Source organism: Listeria welshimeri serovar 6b str. SLCC5334, from assembly GCF_000060285.1.
Classification (GTDB): domain Bacteria; phylum Bacillota; class Bacilli; order Lactobacillales; family Listeriaceae; genus Listeria; species Listeria welshimeri.
This window is the reverse complement of record NC_008555.1, coordinates 1818686-1835707: the sequence shown is the minus strand read 5'-3', so window position 1 is coordinate 1835707 and position 17022 is coordinate 1818686. Positions and strand designations below refer to the sequence as shown.

Sequence of the window (17022 nt, the reverse complement as noted above, 5' to 3'; positions counted from 1 at the left end):
GAGGAGGAAATATTCATGCCAAAAATGAAAACCCACCGCGGTTCCGCTAAACGTTTCAAGAGAACAGGATCTGGAAAATTAAAACGCAGACACGGCTTTACTAGCCATATGTTCGCTAACAAATCCCAAAAACAAAAACGTAAATTGCGTAAATCAGCAATGGTATCAGCTGGCGACTTCAAACGTATTCGTCAAATGGTCGCTAAAATGAAATAAGAGAAACAACATTTTTGTAAATTCTAGGAGGTAGACAATATGCCACGCGTAAAAGGCGGAACAGTAACACGCAAACGTCGTAAAAAGATAGTTAAATTAGCCAAAGGGTATTATGGCTCTAAACATTTATTATTCAAAGTAGCTAACCAAGCGGTAATGAAATCTTACCAATATGCTTATAGAGATCGTCGTCAAAAGAAACGTGATTTCCGTAGATTATGGATTGCACGTATCAATGCGGCAGCTCGTATGCAAGATCTTTCTTACAGCAAATTAATGCACGGCTTAAAATTAGCTGGTATTGATATTAATCGTAAAATGCTTGCAGACTTAGCAGTAAATGATATTGCATCATTCAACACACTTGCTGATTCAGCAAAAAAAGCATTAGCTAAATAATTTGAAAAACCCTCACTCTTTTGAGTGAGGGTTTTTTTATGAACTAATCTGTAACCAGTATTTTATCCACTAGTAGCATTGTTTGAGGCCAGCCGATATAAAAAGCCAAATGTGTGCATAAACTAGTTAATTCCTTTTTCGATACACCATTATTCCGCGCTGTCTCCAAGTGAAAAGTCATTTGTTCTGAATTACCAAGCGCTGCTAAAATACTAAGTGTAACAATACTTCGAGTTTTTGAATCTAATTGTTCATCTAACCATACCTCTTTAAATAAAATATCATTTGTATAAGTTGATAGGTTAGAAAAGTGCTCTTTGAATGCAGGGCTTAAATCTTCAACAATAGGTTTATTAGCCATTTTTTATCCTCTTTTCTTTTTAAATCATTTGTGCATAACCTTCTCCAAAAGACCAATTTTGAAGCGGAACTTCATTTAATAAAATAAATAAATTTTGTTTAGTCACAGTAGTTTCTCTTTCCACTTTTAAAGCAAGCATTTCATACAATTGTTTTTTCTGATCGTCAGAACGTCCAGGCCCGCAAAAAATTTCGATATACATGAACATATCATTTCTTTTTCCATGAGTGAGTAAATAATTTTCGTCGATAAAATGAAAGGCTGGATTGGTAGGAATCCAAATTTGGAAGGTGTCATCTTCAGGTACTTGAAAACATTCCTTTAAAGAAACATGGATAGCTAGGTTGATTTTGTGTACCGTTTCTACATCGAATTCTTTTCCATAAAAAATTTTTACAATTGGCATAAAAAATCGCCTCCTTAATGAGTAATTTAAGTATATAATAGAAATGATAATAACGATAATTCATGTTTTGGTGTATAATTATTCTAAAAAGGAATGAAGGTGGGCATGTTGAATATTACTGAACTGATTACATTTAAAGCAGTTGTAGAGAAAAAGGGTTTCTCCACAGCGGCAGAATTTTTAGGTTATTCCCAGTCGAATGTAACCAAACATATTAAAAAAATAGAAGAGACAGTAGGTTTCGCATTATTTGATAGAGGTTGGAAAGCAACTTTGACAAAAGAAGGGGAGCTTTTTTATAAAGAAGTAGATAGTTTAATTGATCATTGGAAAAGCGTTTCTAGTGTATCAGAAGAAATTGGCACTGAGCAGATAGGAGAAATCCGAATTGGAATAATCGAACCGCTCGCTAAAGAACTATTACCGCAAATAATGGAATGGCTTCAAACAAATAAACCCAAAATGAATGCTGTATTTGAGATGGGAAATACGAAAAGATTAACCGACCTTATTCAAAGCAATGAACTTGATTGTGCTTTTTGTGGTGAAAATAAGGACATGCCTGCTGAACTAGAATTTGAAAAGATAGTTGAGGATGAAATTATTTTGATAGCATTAAAAGGGCATGAACTATCCTCCAATAACTCAACTGATTTAAAAGATATTTTAAACTATCCATTAATTTATGGTGACAAAACGTGTTTAAGTTATCAAATATTTACACAAAGCTTACAAAAATCAAATTTGCTTCAGGAGTTAAAAACACATTACATTTGTTCCAATCAACTATTAATCCCAGAAATTTTACTGCAAACACAGATTGCTATTGTGCCACGTTCTATTATGGATGAAAACACGAATGAGGTGGTAGTGTTACCTTTTACTTCTAAAGATTTCCAAGTGGAATATGGCATGGTGAAGAAGAAAAAAGAATACAATTATTTAAAAGAAACCATTCAATCTATTACTGAATTAGTGAGGACATAAAAAAACGAGTTTGCACGAAGCAAACTCGTTTTCTATAAATTAAGTTCCAGTTCCACCGGGCAATGATCTGAACCAAGTACTTCCGAATGGATTTTGGCATCCACTAATTTGTCTTTCAGTCGCTTGGAAACAACAAAATAGTCAATCCGCCAGCCAGTATTCCTAGCACGAGCGTTCATTCGGTAAGACCACCACGAATAAGCATCAGTCAAATCTGGATAAAAGTAACGGAAACTATCAATAAATCCAGCATCTAAGAACGCAGAAAACTTCGCGCGTTCCTCGTCCGAGAATCCTGCATTTTTGCGATTTGTCTTTGGGTTTTTTAAATCAATTTCCTCGTGCGCAACATTCAAGTCACCACAAAGCACAACCGGTTTTGTTTTATCCAAATTCTTTATATATTCCAAAATCGCATCTTCAAAAGTCATACGATAATCCAAACGTTTTAATTCAGCTTGCGAATTTGGGGTATAAACTGTCACCATAAAAAACGCTTCAAACTCAAGGGTGATAACGCGACCTTCTGTATCATGCTCCGGTATCCCTAAGCCATATTGCACAGACAATGGTTCCACTTTCGTAAAAATCGCGGTACCAGAATAACCTTTTTTCACTGCATAATTCCAGTAATCCTTATACGCTTTTAAATCCAGTTCGATTTGACCTTCTTGTAATTTTGTCTCCTGCAAACAAAAAATATCTGCATCCACTTCTTCAAAATACTCCAAAAAGCCTTTTTTTACAGCTGCTCGAAGTCCATTTACATTCCAAGAAATTAATTTCATCTAAAGACCTCCCATCACTAATAGCTCTATTATAACGTATGTGACATGCTATAATATAATTAAACGATTGGGGGGGACTAGATGGAAAAATACGTCGCTTTACTAAGAGCAGTAAACGTTGCCGGTAAAAATAAAGTGAATATGAAGGATTTAAAAAATGCTTTAGAAAAAGAGGGATTTCAAAATGTAATAACTTATATTCAAAGCGGCAACCTTGTTCTAGATTCTATTTTACAGTCAGAATCAGAAGTAGCTGTCGAAATAACAGAAGTAATTAACATGAGATTCAACTTAAATATTGATGTATTTGTATTTTCCGCACAAAATTACAATCAAATTATTAACAATAATCCATTTCCTAATGAAACAATCGGCAAAGAAGAACGTTGGATGGCAGCTTTCTACAAGGAAGACATCCAAATTCCAAAACAAAAAAATACTCAAGCTGAAGTAATGGCAATAGGACGTGTCCTCTATATTCATATCTTTTCAGGCCAAATCCATACACTAAAATTACCCGCTTTCCTTGGAGAATATAAAAAGACGATAACGACAACACGCAATTGGCGAACGACTCTTCAATTACAAACAATACTCAACAGTCAAGAATAGAATTTTTTGAAAATCAAGTTTATAATGAAAAAGAACCAATCTAAGGGAGTGATAGAAATGAAAGAAGAATTATTAAAACGATTTACAAAATATGTAAAAGTAGATACACAGTCGAATGAAGAGAGCACAGTTTGTCCAACAACTAAAGGGCAAATGGAACTGGCAAACATTCTCGTTACAGAACTAAAAGAAATTGGTATGCAAGAAGTTACTGTGGACGAATTCGGTTATGTAATGGCAACACTTCCTTCCAACACAACGAAAGAAGTTCCGGTTATTGGGTTTTTAGCTCATTTAGACACAGCAACAGATTTAACAGGAAAAAATGTCCAACCACAAGTTCATGAAAATTACGATGGGAAAGATATCGTTTTAAACAAAGAGTTAAATGTTGTATTATCACCTAAACAATTCCCGGAATTAGCTCAATATAAAGGGAAGACTCTTATCACGACAGACGGAACGACGCTACTTGGTGCAGATGATAAAGCCGGTATAACAGAAATAATGGTTGCAATGAATTATTTAATTAACCATCCTGAAATAAAACATGGTAAAATTCGCATTGCTTTCACGCCAGATGAAGAAATTGGTAGAGGACCTGAACGTTTTGACGTAGAAGCATTCGGAGCAAAATACGCTTATACTATGGACGGCGGACCACTTGGCGAACTTGAATATGAAAGTTTTAACGCAGCTGCAGCCAAAATCACTTTTAATGGTAATAGTGTTCACCCTGGAACTGCTAAAAATAAAATGGTTAATGCCGTTAAAATGGCGATGGAATTCGATGCACGCATTCCTAAAGAAGAAGCACCAGAACATACGGATGGATATGAAGGTTTTTATCATTTGATTTCCTTAAATGGTGATGTAGAACAAGCAAAATCCTACTATATCATTCGTGATTTTGATCATCTAAAATTTGTAGAGAGAAAAACGCATATCGCCACTGTTGCTAAAGAGTTAGAAGAAAAATATGGCAAAGGATCAGTAGAATTAAAGCTTAATGATCAATACTATAACATGCGCGAAAAAATTGAACCTGTTAAAGAAATTGTAGATATCGTTAGTGCAGCAATGCGAAACTTAGATATTGAACCAAAAATCAGCCCCATTCGTGGCGGGACAGATGGAGCCCAACTTTCTTACAAAGGACTACCAACACCAAATATTTTTGGCGGTGGTGAAAACTTCCATGGTAAATTCGAATATGTTGCGTTAGAAAGTATGGTAAAAGCAACAGAAGTAATCATCGAAGTAGCACGTTTGTTTGAAGAAAAAGAATAATATAAAAAAAGTGAGCCTAGTTAATCTAGCCTCACTTTTTCTATGCGTTCGTTTACCCGAGATGCAAATACATTTGCTTCGCCGTTTGCTACAAGTAATGTATAGCTTTCTTTATTTTTAAATCGTAAAATCAATTTTTTGGTCATTGACATAATACTTATTTTTTGTTCTAAAGCCTCGATATCTTTATAAGTAAATTTCTTAAGTAAGTAAACATCCTCGTTTTCTAAGTAAAAGATAAATGCATCCTCATTCGAAATCCAAAGCCCAGTCAAATCCATTAGCTCGCCTTCCACGCTATAAGTAAACGAACCATAAATCAAACTAGTATTCATATCAAGTAATTCGTGGGTACTAGCTTTTGCAATCATTGTTTCATACAACGCATTTCGCTCCTTCACATACTCATTTTCCTACTATAATCAGTTCATTTATTTTGGATAGACCGCAATGGCACCATCTTGCATTCGAATTAACTCCACAGGCTTTTGATAAAAATCTTGCAGAACTTTTTCTGTTAAAAGTTTTTCTGTTTTTCCGTGATGAGTTATTTCCCCGTCACGTAGTAAAATGATATTATCAAAGCAGGAGGGGATTTCTTCCGTATGATGTGTAACAAAAAGCATGGTAGGTGATTCAGGCAGTGCTGCAATTGTTTTGATACGTTCTAGCAAACGATTTTTTGCGAATAGATCAAGCCCATTACAAGGTTCGTCCAAAATCAGTAATTTAGGACTTGCCATTAAAGCACGAGCAATTAAAACAATTTGGCGTTCTCCTTGAGATAAAATGTTATAAGATTTTCCTATAAGGGAAACACCACCACAATCAGAAAGTATTGTTTTCGCTTGATTTATCTCAGAATCTGTCACTTTCGTATAAATACCAATACTAGCAAACTTGCCACTAAGCACAATTTGTTCACTTAACTCATAATCTTTCAACCGATGATCTAAAGCATTGCTAACCCACCCAATTGATTTCCGCAATTCTGGCAAAGACGCTTGTCCAAAAATATGCCCGAGCACTTGAAGTTTCCCACTACTTGGCCAAAGATATCCGTTCAAAAGCTGAAGTAAAGTAGTTTTACCTGATCCGTTAAGCCCAAGTATCGCCCAATTTTCATTCTCATTAACGACCCAATTAATATCCGATAAGATAGTTTTGTTTTCACGCTTTAAATAAACATGTTCAAATGCAAACATCGAATACCCCATTTCTATTTTCTACCATTGTACATGAAAATGAATTAAAAAGGAGCTTAAAACAATGAATAAAGAAGAAATAATTACCGAAGCTAAAAATTGGATGCAATCTCATTTTAAAAATGAAATGACTGGACATGATTGGTCACACATAAAACGAGTGTGGAAATTAAGTAAAGACATCCACTCAAATGAAGGCGGCGATTTATTTACTATCGAGCTAGCAGCACTTTTTCACGATTACGCTGACACAAAACTAACAAATAACGAAACAAAAGCCACCGAAACGCTAATCGAATGGATGGAAACGGAAGAAATGCCAACTAATCAAATCCAACAAATCATCCGAATCATTCAAGCAGTTTCATTCAAAAATGGTAAAAACGCCATAAAAGCAATAACAATAGAAGAAAAAATTGTTCAAGATGCAGACCGCTTAGATGCTATCGGAGCAATCGGTATAGCTAGAACCTTCACATACGGTGGGGCTCATAACAGAGAAATAGCTAACCTTGATAATCCAAAAAACACCACATTGCAACACTTTTACGACAAACTGTTGCTTATCCCAAACCGATTAAACACAAAAACAGCTAAAAACATCGCAATAGAAAAACAACAAATTATGCAATATTTTATACAGTCATTAGAAAAGGAATTAAATAATTAATTCAAAACACTTGTATTTAATGAAAAGGTATTATATAATAATAAAGCTGAATTGATACAAGATAATTCATCAAAAAACATTTTAAAAATTAGTTGTTGACGTGATTCTTACTTTATGGTAAGATTTAAAAGTTGCGTTAACAAAGCAACTGACCTTTGAAAACTGAACAAAGAAGAAGACGGAAAGCAATGAGACGTAAAGTCTCACTGGTAATCGCAGGGCAGAAAACAGAAAGCTGTTTTCAACAAAAACAAACTAGTAATTTAATTGCTAGCGAAGTCAATTTGACGCAAGGAATCTTATTCACGGTGTTGAATAAGTATTCAAATTCAATTTATATTTTAAAGAGAGTTTGATCCTGGCTCAGGACGAACGCTGGCGGCGTGCCTAATACATGCAAGTCGAACGAACGGAGGAAGAGCTTGCTCTTCCAAAGTTAGTGGCGGACGGGTGAGTAACACGTGGGCAACCTGCCTGTAAGTTGGGGATAACTCCGGGAAACCGGGGCTAATACCGAATAATAAGTGGTGGCGCATGCCACGGCTTTGAAAGATGGTTTCGGCTATCGCTTACAGATGGGCCCGCGGTGCATTAGCTAGTTGGTAGGGTAATGGCCTACCAAGGCAACGATGCATAGCCGACCTGAGAGGGTGATCGGCCACACTGGGACTGAGACACGGCCCAGACTCCTACGGGAGGCAGCAGTAGGGAATCTTCCGCAATGGACGAAAGTCTGACGGAGCAACGCCGCGTGTATGAAGAAGGTTTTCGGATCGTAAAGTACTGTTGTTAGAGAAGAACAAGGATAAGAGTAACTGCTTGTCCCTTGACGGTATCTAACCAGAAAGCCACGGCTAACTACGTGCCAGCAGCCGCGGTAATACGTAGGTGGCAAGCGTTGTCCGGATTTATTGGGCGTAAAGCGCGCGCAGGCGGTCTTTTAAGTCTGATGTGAAAGCCCCCGGCTTAACCGGGGAGGGTCATTGGAAACTGGAAGACTGGAGTGCAGAAGAGGAGAGTGGAATTCCACGTGTAGCGGTGAAATGCGTAGATATGTGGAGGAACACCAGTGGCGAAGGCGACTCTCTGGTCTGTAACTGACGCTGAGGCGCGAAAGCGTGGGGAGCAAACAGGATTAGATACCCTGGTAGTCCACGCCGTAAACGATGAGTGCTAAGTGTTAGGGGGTTTCCGCCCCTTAGTGCTGCAGCTAACGCATTAAGCACTCCGCCTGGGGAGTACGACCGCAAGGTTGAAACTCAAAGGAATTGACGGGGGCCCGCACAAGCGGTGGAGCATGTGGTTTAATTCGAAGCAACGCGAAGAACCTTACCAGGTCTTGACATCCTTTGACCACTCTGGAGACAGAGCTTTCCCTTCGGGGACAAAGTGACAGGTGGTGCATGGTTGTCGTCAGCTCGTGTCGTGAGATGTTGGGTTAAGTCCCGCAACGAGCGCAACCCTTAATTTTAGTTGCCAGCATTTAGTTGGGCACTCTAAAGTGACTGCCGGTGCAAGCCGGAGGAAGGTGGGGATGACGTCAAATCATCATGCCCCTTATGACCTGGGCTACACACGTGCTACAATGGATGGTACAAAGGGTCGCGAAGCCGCGAGGTGGAGCCAATCCCATAAAACCATTCTCAGTTCGGATTGTAGGCTGCAACTCGCCTACATGAAGCCGGAATCGCTAGTAATCGTGGATCAGCATGCCACGGTGAATACGTTCCCGGGCCTTGTACACACCGCCCGTCACACCACGAGAGTTTGTAACACCCGAAGTCGGTAGGGTAACCTTTATGGAGCCAGCCGCCGAAGGTGGGACAGATAATTGGGGTGAAGTCGTAACAAGGTAGCCGTATCGGAAGGTGCGGCTGGATCACCTCCTTTCTAAGGAAAAGGAAACCTGTGTGTTTTCGTTCTTCTCTGTTTGTTCAGTTTTGAGAGGTTACTACTTCTCTGTATGTTTGTTCTTTGAAAACTAGATAAGAAAGTTAGTAAAGTTAGCATAGATAAGTAATTATTTATGACACAAGTAACCGAGAATCATCTGAAAGTGAATCTTTCATCTAATTCGAAGTATCATCGCTGATACCGACGATTAGAAAAACAACCTTTACTTCGTTGAAGTAAATTGGTTAAGTTAGAAAGGGCGCACGGTGGATGCCTTGGCACTAGGAGCCGAAGAAGGACGGGACTAACACCGATATGCTTTGGGGAGCTGTACGTAAGCGTTGATCCAGAGATTTCCGAATGGGGGAACCCACTATCTTTAGTCGGATAGTATCCTTACGTGAATACATAGCGTGAGGAAGGCAGACCCAGGGAACTGAAACATCTAAGTACCTGGAGGAAGAGAAAGAAAAATCGATTTCCTGAGTAGCGGCGAGCGAAACGGAAAGAGCCCAAACCAAGAAGCTTGCTTCTTGGGGTTGTAGGACACTCTATACGGAGTTACAAAAGAAAGTTATAAATGAAGCGGTCTGGAAAGGCCCGCCAAAGACGGTAACAGCCCGGTAGTTGAAATAGCTTTCCCTCCAGAGTGGATCCTGAGTACGGCGGAACACGTGAAATTCCGTCGGAATCCGGGAGGACCATCTCCCAAGGCTAAATACTCCCTAGTGACCGATAGTGAACCAGTACCGTGAGGGAAAGGTGAAAAGCACCCCGGAAGGGGAGTGAAACAGTTCCTGAAACCGTGTGCCTACAAGTAGTTAGAGCCCGTTAATGGGTGATAGCGTGCCTTTTGTAGAATGAACCGGCGAGTTACGATTTGTTGCAAGGTTAAGCGGAAAAAGCGGAGCCGTAGCGAAAGCGAGTCTGAATAGGGCGCATAAGTAACAGGTCGTAGACCCGAAACCAGGTGATCTACCCATGTCCAGGATGAAGGTAAGGTAATACTTACTGGAGGTCCGAACCCACGCACGTTGAAAAGTGCGGGGATGAGGTGTGGGTAGCGGAGAAATTCCAATCGAACTTGGAGATAGCTGGTTCTCTCCGAAATAGCTTTAGGGCTAGCCTCGAGGTAAAGAGTCATGGAGGTAGAGCACTGTTTGGACTAGGGGCCCTTCTCGGGTTACCGAATTCAGATAAACTCCGAATGCCATGTACTTATACTCGGGAGTCAGACTGCGAGTGATAAGATCCGTAGTCGAAAGGGAAACAGCCCAGACCACCAGTTAAGGTCCCCAAATATATGTTAAGTGGAAAAGGATGTGGGGTTGCTTAGACAACCAGGATGTTGGCTTAGAAGCAGCCACCATTGAAAGAGTGCGTAATAGCTCACTGGTCGAGTGACCCCGCGCCGAAAATGTACCGGGGCTAAACATATTACCGAAACTGTGGATGAACCTCTTCGGAGGTTCGTGGTAGGAGAGCGTTCTAAGGGCGGTGAAGTCAGACCGGAAGGACTGGTGGAGCGCTTAGAAGTGAGAATGCCGGTATGAGTAGCGAAAGAAGGGTGAGAATCCCTTCCACCGAATATCTAAGGTTTCCTGAGGAAGGCTCGTCCGCTCAGGGTTAGTCGGGACCTAAGCCGAGGCCGATAGGCGTAGGCGATGGACAACAGGTAGAGATTCCTGTACCAGTGCTAATTGTTTAACCGATGGGGTGACACAGAAGGATAGGGAATCGCACGAATGGAAATGTGCGTCCAAGCAGTGAGTGTGAGAAGTAGGCAAATCCGCTTCTCGCGAAGCATGAGCTGTGATGGGGAAGGAAATAAAGTACGGAAGTTCCTGATTTCACGCTGTCAAGAAAAGCCTCTAGGAAGAGTAGTACTGCCCGTACCGCAAACCGACACAGGTAGATGAGGAGAGAATCCTAAGGTGAGCGAGAGAACTCTCGTTAAGGAACTCGGCAAAATGACCCCGTAACTTCGGGAGAAGGGGTGCTCTATTAGGGTGCAAGCCCGAGAGAGCCGCAGTGAATAGGCCCAGGCGACTGTTTAGCAAAAACACAGGTCTCTGCAAAACCGTAAGGTGACGTATAGGGGCTGACGCCTGCCCGGTGCTGGAAGGTTAAGAGGAGTGCTTAGCTTCGGCGAAGGTACGAATTGAAGCCCCAGTAAACGGCGGCCGTAACTATAACGGTCCTAAGGTAGCGAAATTCCTTGTCGGGTAAGTTCCGACCCGCACGAAAGGCGCAACGATCTGGGCACTGTCTCAACGAGAGACTCGGTGAAATTATAGTACCTGTGAAGATGCAGGTTACCCGCGACAGGACGGAAAGACCCCGTGGAGCTTTACTGCAACCTGATATGGAATGTTTGTACCGCTTGTACAGGATAGGTAGGAGCCGAAGAGACGTGTGCGCTAGCATACGAGGAGGCAATGGTGGGATACTACCCTGGCTGTATGACCATTCTAACCCGCCACGCTTAGCGCGTGGGGAGACAGTGTCAGGTGGGCAGTTTGACTGGGGCGGTCGCCTCCTAAAGAGTAACGGAGGCGCCCAAAGGTTCCCTCAGAATGGATGGAAATCATTCGCAGAGTGTAAAGGCACAAGGGAGCTTGACTGCGAGACTGACAAGTCGAGCAGGGACGAAAGTCGGGCTTAGTGATCCGGTGGTTCCGCATGGAAGGGCCATCGCTCAACGGATAAAAGCTACCCCGGGGATAACAGGCTTATCTCCCCCAAGAGTCCACATCGACGGGGAGGTTTGGCACCTCGATGTCGGCTCGTCGCATCCTGGGGCTGTAGTCGGTCCCAAGGGTTGGGCTGTTCGCCCATTAAAGCGGCACGCGAGCTGGGTTCAGAACGTCGTGAGACAGTTCGGTCCCTATCCGTCGCGGGCGCAGGAAATTTGAGAGGAGCTGTCCTTAGTACGAGAGGACCGGGATGGACACACCGCTGGTGTACCAGTTGTTCCGCCAGGAGCATCGCTGGGTAGCTATGTGTGGCAGGGATAAACGCTGAAAGCATCTAAGCGTGAAGCCCCCCTCAAGATGAGATTTCCCATTTCTTCGGAAAGTAAGATCCCTGAAAGATGATCAGGTAGATAGGTTTGGAGTGGAAGTGTAGCGATACATGGAGCGGACAAATACTAATCGATCGAGGACTTAACCAAAAAATGAAACGAAGTTACCTAACTGAACCCTTTCTTCTCTAGTTTTGAGAGAGCAATCTTTCAACAACTGTATATTGTCTGGTAGTTATGGCGAGAAGGTCACACCCGTTCCCATCCCGAACACGGTAGTTAAGCTTCTCTGCGCCAATGGTAGTTGGGGGTTTCCCCCTGCGAGAGTAGGTCGCTGCCGGGCAATTTAAAAAGTCCTAATTATTTAGGGCTTTTTTTGTTGAAGTGTTTCTTTTGTCAGCTATCTTTTTGGATGTTATATTAATTAAAGACTAGCAAATAGAAGTGTTCGGATGTAGTATTTTAGTTGGAGGGGTATTTTAGTGGATAATGGTTTATTTATAGTAGTGACAATTTTTGTTGTGAATATCTTGTATGTGACGATTTATACGGTGAGACTGTTACTTACGATGAAAGGGTATCGTTACTTAGCCGCGCTTTCTAGTGTGTTTGAAATGATTATTTATGTAGTGGCGCTCAGTTTAGTATTAGATAACTTAAATAATATAGCAAACGTCTTAGCTTATGCGATTGGTTTTGGTGTTGGGGTTATCGTGGGAATGAAAATTGAAGAACGAATTGCTTTAGGGTATATTACGGTAAATGTTATCACAAAAGAATATAACTTGGATTTACCTAATCAAATTCGCGACTTGGGCTATGGTGTGACAAGTTGGATTGCTAGTGGTCGGGACGGAGAGCGAATGATGCTTGAAATTTTAACACAAAGAAAAAATGAACGGAAATTATATAAACAAATTATTGAAATTGATAATGGAGCGTTTATTGTTTCTTCTGAGCCAAAACAAATTCATGGTGGCTTTTGGATAAAACAAGTTAGAAAATAAAATGGAACTTACCTATAATGGTAGGTTCTTTTTTTGCATATTTAGTGAAAAGTGCTACATAACTAAAGGAAATGAAGCAAAACACGAACGTTAACAAAATGTAACAATTTAATGTTCGATTTTCCGTTGACAATTGAGATGGCTATTGTTAGAATGAAGGAGTCGAAAAGAGATTATTAAGGAGTTGATCACGGAATGCCTGCGGAAATTGGTGTCATTATGGGGAGTACCTCAGACTGGGATACAATGAAAAAAGCATGTGATGTATTAGATGAATTAGAAATAGCTTATGAAAAAAAAGTGGTTTCAGCTCATCGTACACCGGATTTAATGTTTCAATATGCAGAACAAGCGCGGGAACGTGGTTTGAAAATTATTATTGCGGGTGCTGGAGGTGCGGCACATTTGCCAGGTATGGTTGCTGCTAAGACAACATTGCCTGTTATTGGTGTGCCTATTAAGTCAAAAGCGCTTAATGGAATGGATTCATTATTATCCATTGTGCAAATGCCTGGAGGAGTTCCAGTTGCTACTGTTGCAATTGGTGACAGTGGTGCAGTGAACGCTGGACTATTGGCGGCGCAAATTTTATCGATTACTGACGAGGCAATTACTAACAGATTGCAAAATAGACGTGCTACACTAGAAGAAACAGTTCTAGAAAGTAGTGATTCTCTTGGATAAAAAATTTTTACTGACAAATAATACTATTGGTATCATTGGTGGTGGGCAACTTGGACGTATGATGGCACTTGCTGCAAAAGCAATGGGTTATCGAATTATTGTTCTTGATCCAACTGCTGACTGCCCAGCTGCTCAAGTAAGTGATGAGCAAATTGTTGCGGATTATGATGATAAAGTAGCTTTACGTGAACTATCAGAAAAAGCAGATGTAGTTACATATGAATTTGAAAATATTGACTACGATGCTTTAAAAATGACACAAAATTTAGTATCGGTGCCACAAGGTTCGGAATTGCTTTCGATTACGCAGGACAGAATTTTAGAAAAAGCGTATTTGGAATCTGCGAATATTAATATTGCTCCGTATGCCGTCATTGTTGATAAAGAAGAAATAGAGAGTGATATAAAAAGTATTGGTTATCCAGCAGTACTGAAAACGGCTCAAGGTGGTTATGATGGCAAAGGTCAAGTCGTTCTTCATGATGCGAATGATATTGATACAGCTGCACGACTGTTGCGATACGGTTCGTGTGTACTGGAAGCATGGATTCCGTTTGAGAAAGAAATTTCCATTGTTGTAGCACGGAATTTAGATGGGCAGGTAGAAACATTCCCTGTGGCTGAAAATGTGCATGTGAATAATATATTGCATACAACGATTGCGCCTGCGAATGTGACTGATGATGTACATGAGGAAGCGGAAGAAATTGCTAAAAAATTGGCTGATGTACTTCAATTATGTGGAGTTTTGGCCGTAGAAATGTTTGTGACTAATTCTGGTGCAATTTATGTGAATGAACTTGCTCCTAGACCTCACAATTCCGGACATTTCACGATAGAAGCTTGTTCGATTTCTCAGTTTACACAGCATATCCGTGCGATTGTTGGCTTGCCGCTCGTAAAACCAGAGCTATTGAAACCAGCTGTAATGATTAATATTTTAGGGCAGCATGTGGAAGCAGTGAATGAACATATGGCTGAGTATCCACAGTGGTTTGTACATTATTATGGTAAGAAAGAAGCAAAAATTAATCGCAAAATGGGTCATATTACTGTTTTGACTGATGAGCCAAAAGCGATTTTGAGTGAGATAGAAGAAACGCAAATTTGGAAGTAACTGGAGGAATTTAAAAGGATGTTAGAACGTTATACTCGTAAAGAAATGGGCAACATTTGGACAGAACAAAATCGTTACCAGGCATGGTTAGAAGTGGAAATTTTAGCTTGTGAAGCTTGGGCGGAACTTGGGGACATTCCAAAAGAAGACGTAGAGAAGATTCGTGCTAATGCTAAATTTGATGTTGATCGTATTCATGAAATTGAATTAGAAACAAGACATGATGTTGTGGCGTTTACTCGTTCGGTTTCTGAATCACTTGGCGAAGAGCGTAAATGGGTTCATTATGGTTTAACTTCAACAGATGTAGTAGATACTGCCAATTCTTACTTACTAAAACAAGCGAATGAGATTTTACGAAAAGATTTGGAGAATTTCATTGCGATTATTGGGGAAAAAGCGAAAGAACATAAATATACTGTAACAATGGGTCGTACGCATGGGGTTCATGCCGAGCCTACTACTTTTGGTTTAAAACTAGCTTTATGGTACGAGGAAATGAAACGTAATTTAGAACGTTTTAACTTTGCAGCTGATGGTGTAGAGTTTGGGAAAATTTCTGGTGCAGTTGGGACATATGCAAACATTGATCCATTTGTGGAAGCCTATGTATGTGAAAAATTAGGAACAACACCCGCTCCGATTTCCACCCAAACTTTGCAACGTGATCGTCATGCAGAATACCTTGCAACGCTTGCGCTAATTGCAACTTCTGTAGAAAAATTTGCGGTAGAAGTACGTGCTTTACAAAAAAGTGAAGTACGTGAAGTAGAAGAATTTTTTGCAAAAGGACAAAAAGGGTCTTCTGCAATGCCACATAAACGCAATCCAATTGGTTCTGAAAATGTCACTGGACTAGCACGCGTTATTCGTGGTCATATGGTTACAGCCTATGAGAATGTACCACTTTGGCATGAGCGTGATATATCTCATAGTTCAGCTGAACGGATTATTTTGCCGGACTCCACTATTTTACTTGATTATATATTAAATCGTTTTGGTAATATTGTGAAAAACTTGACGGTATTCCCAGAGAATATGAAACGCAATATGGATAGAACGCTTGGGCTTATTTATTCACAACGTGTCTTGTTGGCACTTATTGATAAAGGCTTAGCTCGTGAGGCGGCATATGATGTCGTACAACCAAGAGCAATGGAAGCTTGGGAAAAGCAAGTACCATTCCGTGAATTAGTAGAACAAGATACGACCATTACTGAAAACCTCTCTAGAGAAGAAATTGCAGACTGCTTTGATTACAACTATCACCTGAAGAATGTCGACTTAATTTTTGATCGCTTAGGATTATAATTACGGACAGAATACAACCTAACCTCTTTGATATTTATTTTTTCAAAGAGGTTAAGTAATTTATAAGGAGATAAATTATTGTGACTAATGAACTGGTTTATGAAGGTAAGGCAAAACAACTTTTTAAAACAGAAGAAGCAGGTGTCTTGCGGGTTGCTTATAAAGATGACGCGACTGCGCTTAATGGCGTCCGTAAAGAATCTTTTGCTGGTAAGGGTGAGCTTAATAATCAAATCACAGCACTTATTTTTTCTTATTTAGAAGAAGCAGGAATTCGAAGTCATTTTATTCGAGCGATTTCAGAAACGGAACAATTGGTTAAAGAAGTATCTATTATTCCGCTTGAAGTGGTAGTTCGTAATGTGATAGCAGGGAGCCTTGCAAAGCGTCTTGGGAAAGAAGAAGGCGAGGAAATTCCGTCTGCGATAGTAGAATTTTATTATAAAGAGGATGCGCTAGATGATCCATTTATTAATGATGACCATGTGCTTTATTTAGAAATTGCGACAACGAATGAGATGGAAGTGATTCGGAAGGCAGCTCGGTCCATTAACGAGGTTTTACAAGTGTTATTTAATCAAATGAATATTACGCTGATTGATTTTAAGTTAGAATTTGGTCGTGATGCGGACGGAAATATTTTACTAGCGGATGAAATTTCACCAGATACATGCAGACTTTGGGACAAGGAAACAAAGCAAAAGCTCGATAAGGATGTCTTTCGTCGGAATATTGGCAATTTAACAGATGTGTATACAGAAGTATTGAATCGATTAAAGCAAGTTCAAAACTAGGAGGCCACAAAATGTATAATGTCAAAGTTTATGTCACTTTAAAGAAAAGCGTATTAGATCCACAAGGGGTCGCTGTAAAAGATGCAGCGAAAAGTATGGGTTACGTAGAAGTGGAAGATGTTCGTATTGGTAAGTTTATGGAATTAAAAGTAGCGAAATCTGATAGAGATATTCATGAAGTATTGAATGAAATGTGTGATAAATTGTTAACAAATCCGGTGATGGAAGATTACCGATATGAAATCGAGGAGGCTTAA

The 17022-nt window shown here is 40.2% G+C and carries 17 protein-coding genes and 3 rRNA genes; 15 read left to right on the top strand and 5 right to left on the bottom strand.

Going from position 1 to position 17022, the window contains the following annotated elements; genetic code table 11:
• Positions 1 to 15: 15 nt before the first annotated feature.
• Both rpmI and rplT read left to right on the top strand, forming a co-directional pair.
• Complete coding sequence (rpmI, locus tag LWE_RS09210) at positions 16 to 216, top strand: 50S ribosomal protein L35 (protein WP_003720098.1); 201 nt, start codon at positions 16 to 18, stop codon at positions 214 to 216.
• A 39-nt stretch (positions 217 to 255) separates the two neighbouring features.
• The gene (gene rplT, locus LWE_RS09205; protein ID WP_003720097.1) at positions 256 to 615 is read left to right on the top strand and encodes a 50S ribosomal protein L20; all 360 of its coding nucleotides are present in this window, start codon (positions 256 to 258) and stop codon (positions 613 to 615) included.
• Between the two features lie 43 nt (positions 616 to 658).
• Here rplT and LWE_RS09200 read toward each other — a convergent pair whose 3' ends face one another.
• The gene (locus tag LWE_RS09200; protein ID WP_011702580.1) at positions 659 to 976 is read right to left on the bottom strand and encodes a carboxymuconolactone decarboxylase family protein; all 318 of its coding nucleotides are present in this window, start codon (positions 974 to 976) and stop codon (positions 659 to 661) included.
• 19 nt (positions 977 to 995) lie between these two features.
• Positions 996 to 1382 carry a tautomerase family protein gene (locus tag LWE_RS09195; RefSeq protein ID WP_011702579.1) on the bottom strand — a complete coding sequence of 129 codons (387 nt, stop codon included), beginning with the start codon at positions 1380 to 1382 and terminating at the stop codon, positions 996 to 998.
• Positions 1383 to 1487: 105 nt separating this feature from the next.
• Here LWE_RS09195 and LWE_RS09190 point away from each other — a divergent pair, with 105 nt between their 5' ends.
• On the top strand, positions 1488 to 2369 hold the full coding sequence (locus LWE_RS09190) for a LysR family transcriptional regulator (protein ID WP_231845331.1): 882 nt from the start codon (positions 1488 to 1490) through the stop codon (positions 2367 to 2369).
• Positions 2370 to 2401: 32 nt separating this feature from the next.
• Here the strand turns inward: LWE_RS09190 and LWE_RS09185 are convergent, their stop codons facing one another.
• The gene (locus LWE_RS09185) at positions 2402 to 3157 is read right to left on the bottom strand and encodes an exodeoxyribonuclease III (RefSeq protein WP_011702577.1); all 756 of its coding nucleotides are present in this window, start codon (positions 3155 to 3157) and stop codon (positions 2402 to 2404) included.
• Between the two features lie 81 nt (positions 3158 to 3238).
• On the opposite strand from LWE_RS09185, the gene LWE_RS09180 reads away from it, so the two are divergent.
• Positions 3239 to 3769, top strand: a complete 531-nt coding sequence (locus tag LWE_RS09180; protein ID WP_011702576.1) for a DUF1697 domain-containing protein — start codon at positions 3239 to 3241, stop codon at positions 3767 to 3769.
• A gap of 57 nt (positions 3770 to 3826) precedes the next feature.
• Positions 3827 to 5059: a peptidase T gene (gene pepT, locus LWE_RS09175; RefSeq protein ID WP_011702575.1), complete on the top strand. Its 1233-nt coding sequence runs from the start codon at positions 3827 to 3829 to the stop codon at positions 5057 to 5059.
• Between the two features lie 20 nt (positions 5060 to 5079).
• Here the strand turns inward: pepT and LWE_RS09170 are convergent, their stop codons facing one another.
• Together LWE_RS09170 and LWE_RS09165 are read right to left on the bottom strand one after the other, a co-directional pair.
• Positions 5080 to 5442: a hypothetical protein gene (locus tag LWE_RS09170; protein ID WP_041176362.1), complete on the bottom strand. Its 363-nt coding sequence runs from the start codon at positions 5440 to 5442 to the stop codon at positions 5080 to 5082.
• 48 nt (positions 5443 to 5490) lie between these two features.
• A complete protein-coding gene (locus tag LWE_RS09165; RefSeq protein WP_011702573.1) occupies positions 5491 to 6264 on the bottom strand; it encodes an ABC transporter ATP-binding protein in 774 nt (257 codons plus the stop codon).
• Between the two features lie 64 nt (positions 6265 to 6328).
• Between LWE_RS09165 and LWE_RS09160 the strand changes: the two genes are divergently transcribed.
• The 10 genes from LWE_RS09160 (at position 6329) to purS (ending at position 17022) form a co-directional block, all read left to right on the top strand.
• Positions 6329 to 6934 (top strand): HD domain-containing protein, encoded by a 606-nt coding sequence (locus LWE_RS09160; RefSeq protein WP_011702572.1) that lies wholly within the window; start codon positions 6329 to 6331, stop codon positions 6932 to 6934.
• Positions 6935 to 7274: 340 nt separating this feature from the next.
• Positions 7275 to 8824 (top strand): 16S ribosomal RNA (locus LWE_RS09155).
• Positions 8825 to 9070: 246 nt separating this feature from the next.
• Positions 9071 to 12002, top strand: a 23S ribosomal RNA gene (locus LWE_RS09150).
• Positions 12003 to 12079: 77 nt separating this feature from the next.
• A 5S ribosomal RNA gene (gene rrf / locus LWE_RS09145) occupies positions 12080 to 12195 on the top strand.
• The 16S, 23S and 5S rRNA genes sit together here, the layout of an rRNA operon.
• Before the next feature lie 139 nt (positions 12196 to 12334).
• Entirely contained in the window at positions 12335 to 12859 is a 525-nt protein-coding gene (locus LWE_RS09140; RefSeq protein ID WP_011702571.1) for a DUF2179 domain-containing protein, read from the top strand.
• 195 nt (positions 12860 to 13054) lie between these two features.
• Complete coding sequence (gene purE, locus LWE_RS09135) at positions 13055 to 13543, top strand: 5-(carboxyamino)imidazole ribonucleotide mutase (RefSeq protein WP_011702570.1); 489 nt, start codon at positions 13055 to 13057, stop codon at positions 13541 to 13543.
• The gene (gene purK / locus LWE_RS09130; RefSeq protein WP_011702569.1) at positions 13536 to 14660 is read left to right on the top strand and encodes a 5-(carboxyamino)imidazole ribonucleotide synthase; all 1125 of its coding nucleotides are present in this window, start codon (positions 13536 to 13538) and stop codon (positions 14658 to 14660) included. Before purE ends, purK begins: the two co-directional genes overlap by 8 nt.
• Before the next feature lie 18 nt (positions 14661 to 14678).
• Positions 14679 to 15971 carry an adenylosuccinate lyase gene (gene purB, locus LWE_RS09125; RefSeq protein WP_011702568.1) on the top strand — a complete coding sequence of 431 codons (1293 nt, stop codon included), beginning with the start codon at positions 14679 to 14681 and terminating at the stop codon, positions 15969 to 15971.
• An 80-nt stretch (positions 15972 to 16051) separates the two neighbouring features.
• Positions 16052 to 16765 (top strand): phosphoribosylaminoimidazolesuccinocarboxamide synthase, encoded by a 714-nt coding sequence (gene purC, locus LWE_RS09120; RefSeq protein ID WP_011702567.1) that lies wholly within the window; start codon positions 16052 to 16054, stop codon positions 16763 to 16765.
• A gap of 11 nt (positions 16766 to 16776) precedes the next feature.
• Positions 16777 to 17022 carry a phosphoribosylformylglycinamidine synthase subunit PurS gene (purS, locus tag LWE_RS09115; RefSeq protein WP_011702566.1) on the top strand — a complete coding sequence of 82 codons (246 nt, stop codon included), beginning with the start codon at positions 16777 to 16779 and terminating at the stop codon, positions 17020 to 17022.

Excerpts from the sequence above, each read along its gene's own strand:
- rpmI (WP_003720098.1), top strand. The coding sequence starts at position 16 with ATGCCAAAAATGAAAACCCACCGCGGTTCCGCTAAACGTTTCAAGAGA.
- rplT (WP_003720097.1), top strand. The coding sequence starts at position 256 with ATGCCACGCGTAAAAGGCGGAACAGTAACACGCAAACGTCGTAAAAAG.
- LWE_RS09200 (WP_011702580.1), bottom strand. The coding sequence starts at position 976 with ATGGCTAATAAACCTATTGTTGAAGATTTAAGCCCTGCATTCAAAGAG.
- LWE_RS09195 (WP_011702579.1), bottom strand. The coding sequence starts at position 1,382 with ATGCCAATTGTAAAAATTTTTTATGGAAAAGAATTCGATGTAGAAACG.
- LWE_RS09190 (WP_231845331.1), top strand. The coding sequence starts at position 1,488 with ATGTTGAATATTACTGAACTGATTACATTTAAAGCAGTTGTAGAGAAA.
- LWE_RS09185 (WP_011702577.1), bottom strand. The coding sequence starts at position 3,157 with ATGAAATTAATTTCTTGGAATGTAAATGGACTTCGAGCAGCTGTAAAA.
- LWE_RS09180 (WP_011702576.1), top strand. The coding sequence starts at position 3,239 with ATGGAAAAATACGTCGCTTTACTAAGAGCAGTAAACGTTGCCGGTAAA.
- pepT (WP_011702575.1), top strand. The coding sequence starts at position 3,827 with ATGAAAGAAGAATTATTAAAACGATTTACAAAATATGTAAAAGTAGAT.
- LWE_RS09165 (WP_011702573.1), bottom strand. The coding sequence starts at position 6,264 with ATGTTTGCATTTGAACATGTTTATTTAAAGCGTGAAAACAAAACTATC.
- LWE_RS09160 (WP_011702572.1), top strand. The coding sequence starts at position 6,329 with ATGAATAAAGAAGAAATAATTACCGAAGCTAAAAATTGGATGCAATCT.
- purE (WP_011702570.1), top strand. The coding sequence starts at position 13,055 with ATGCCTGCGGAAATTGGTGTCATTATGGGGAGTACCTCAGACTGGGAT.
- purB (WP_011702568.1), top strand. The coding sequence starts at position 14,679 with ATGTTAGAACGTTATACTCGTAAAGAAATGGGCAACATTTGGACAGAA.
- purS (WP_011702566.1), top strand. The coding sequence starts at position 16,777 with ATGTATAATGTCAAAGTTTATGTCACTTTAAAGAAAAGCGTATTAGAT.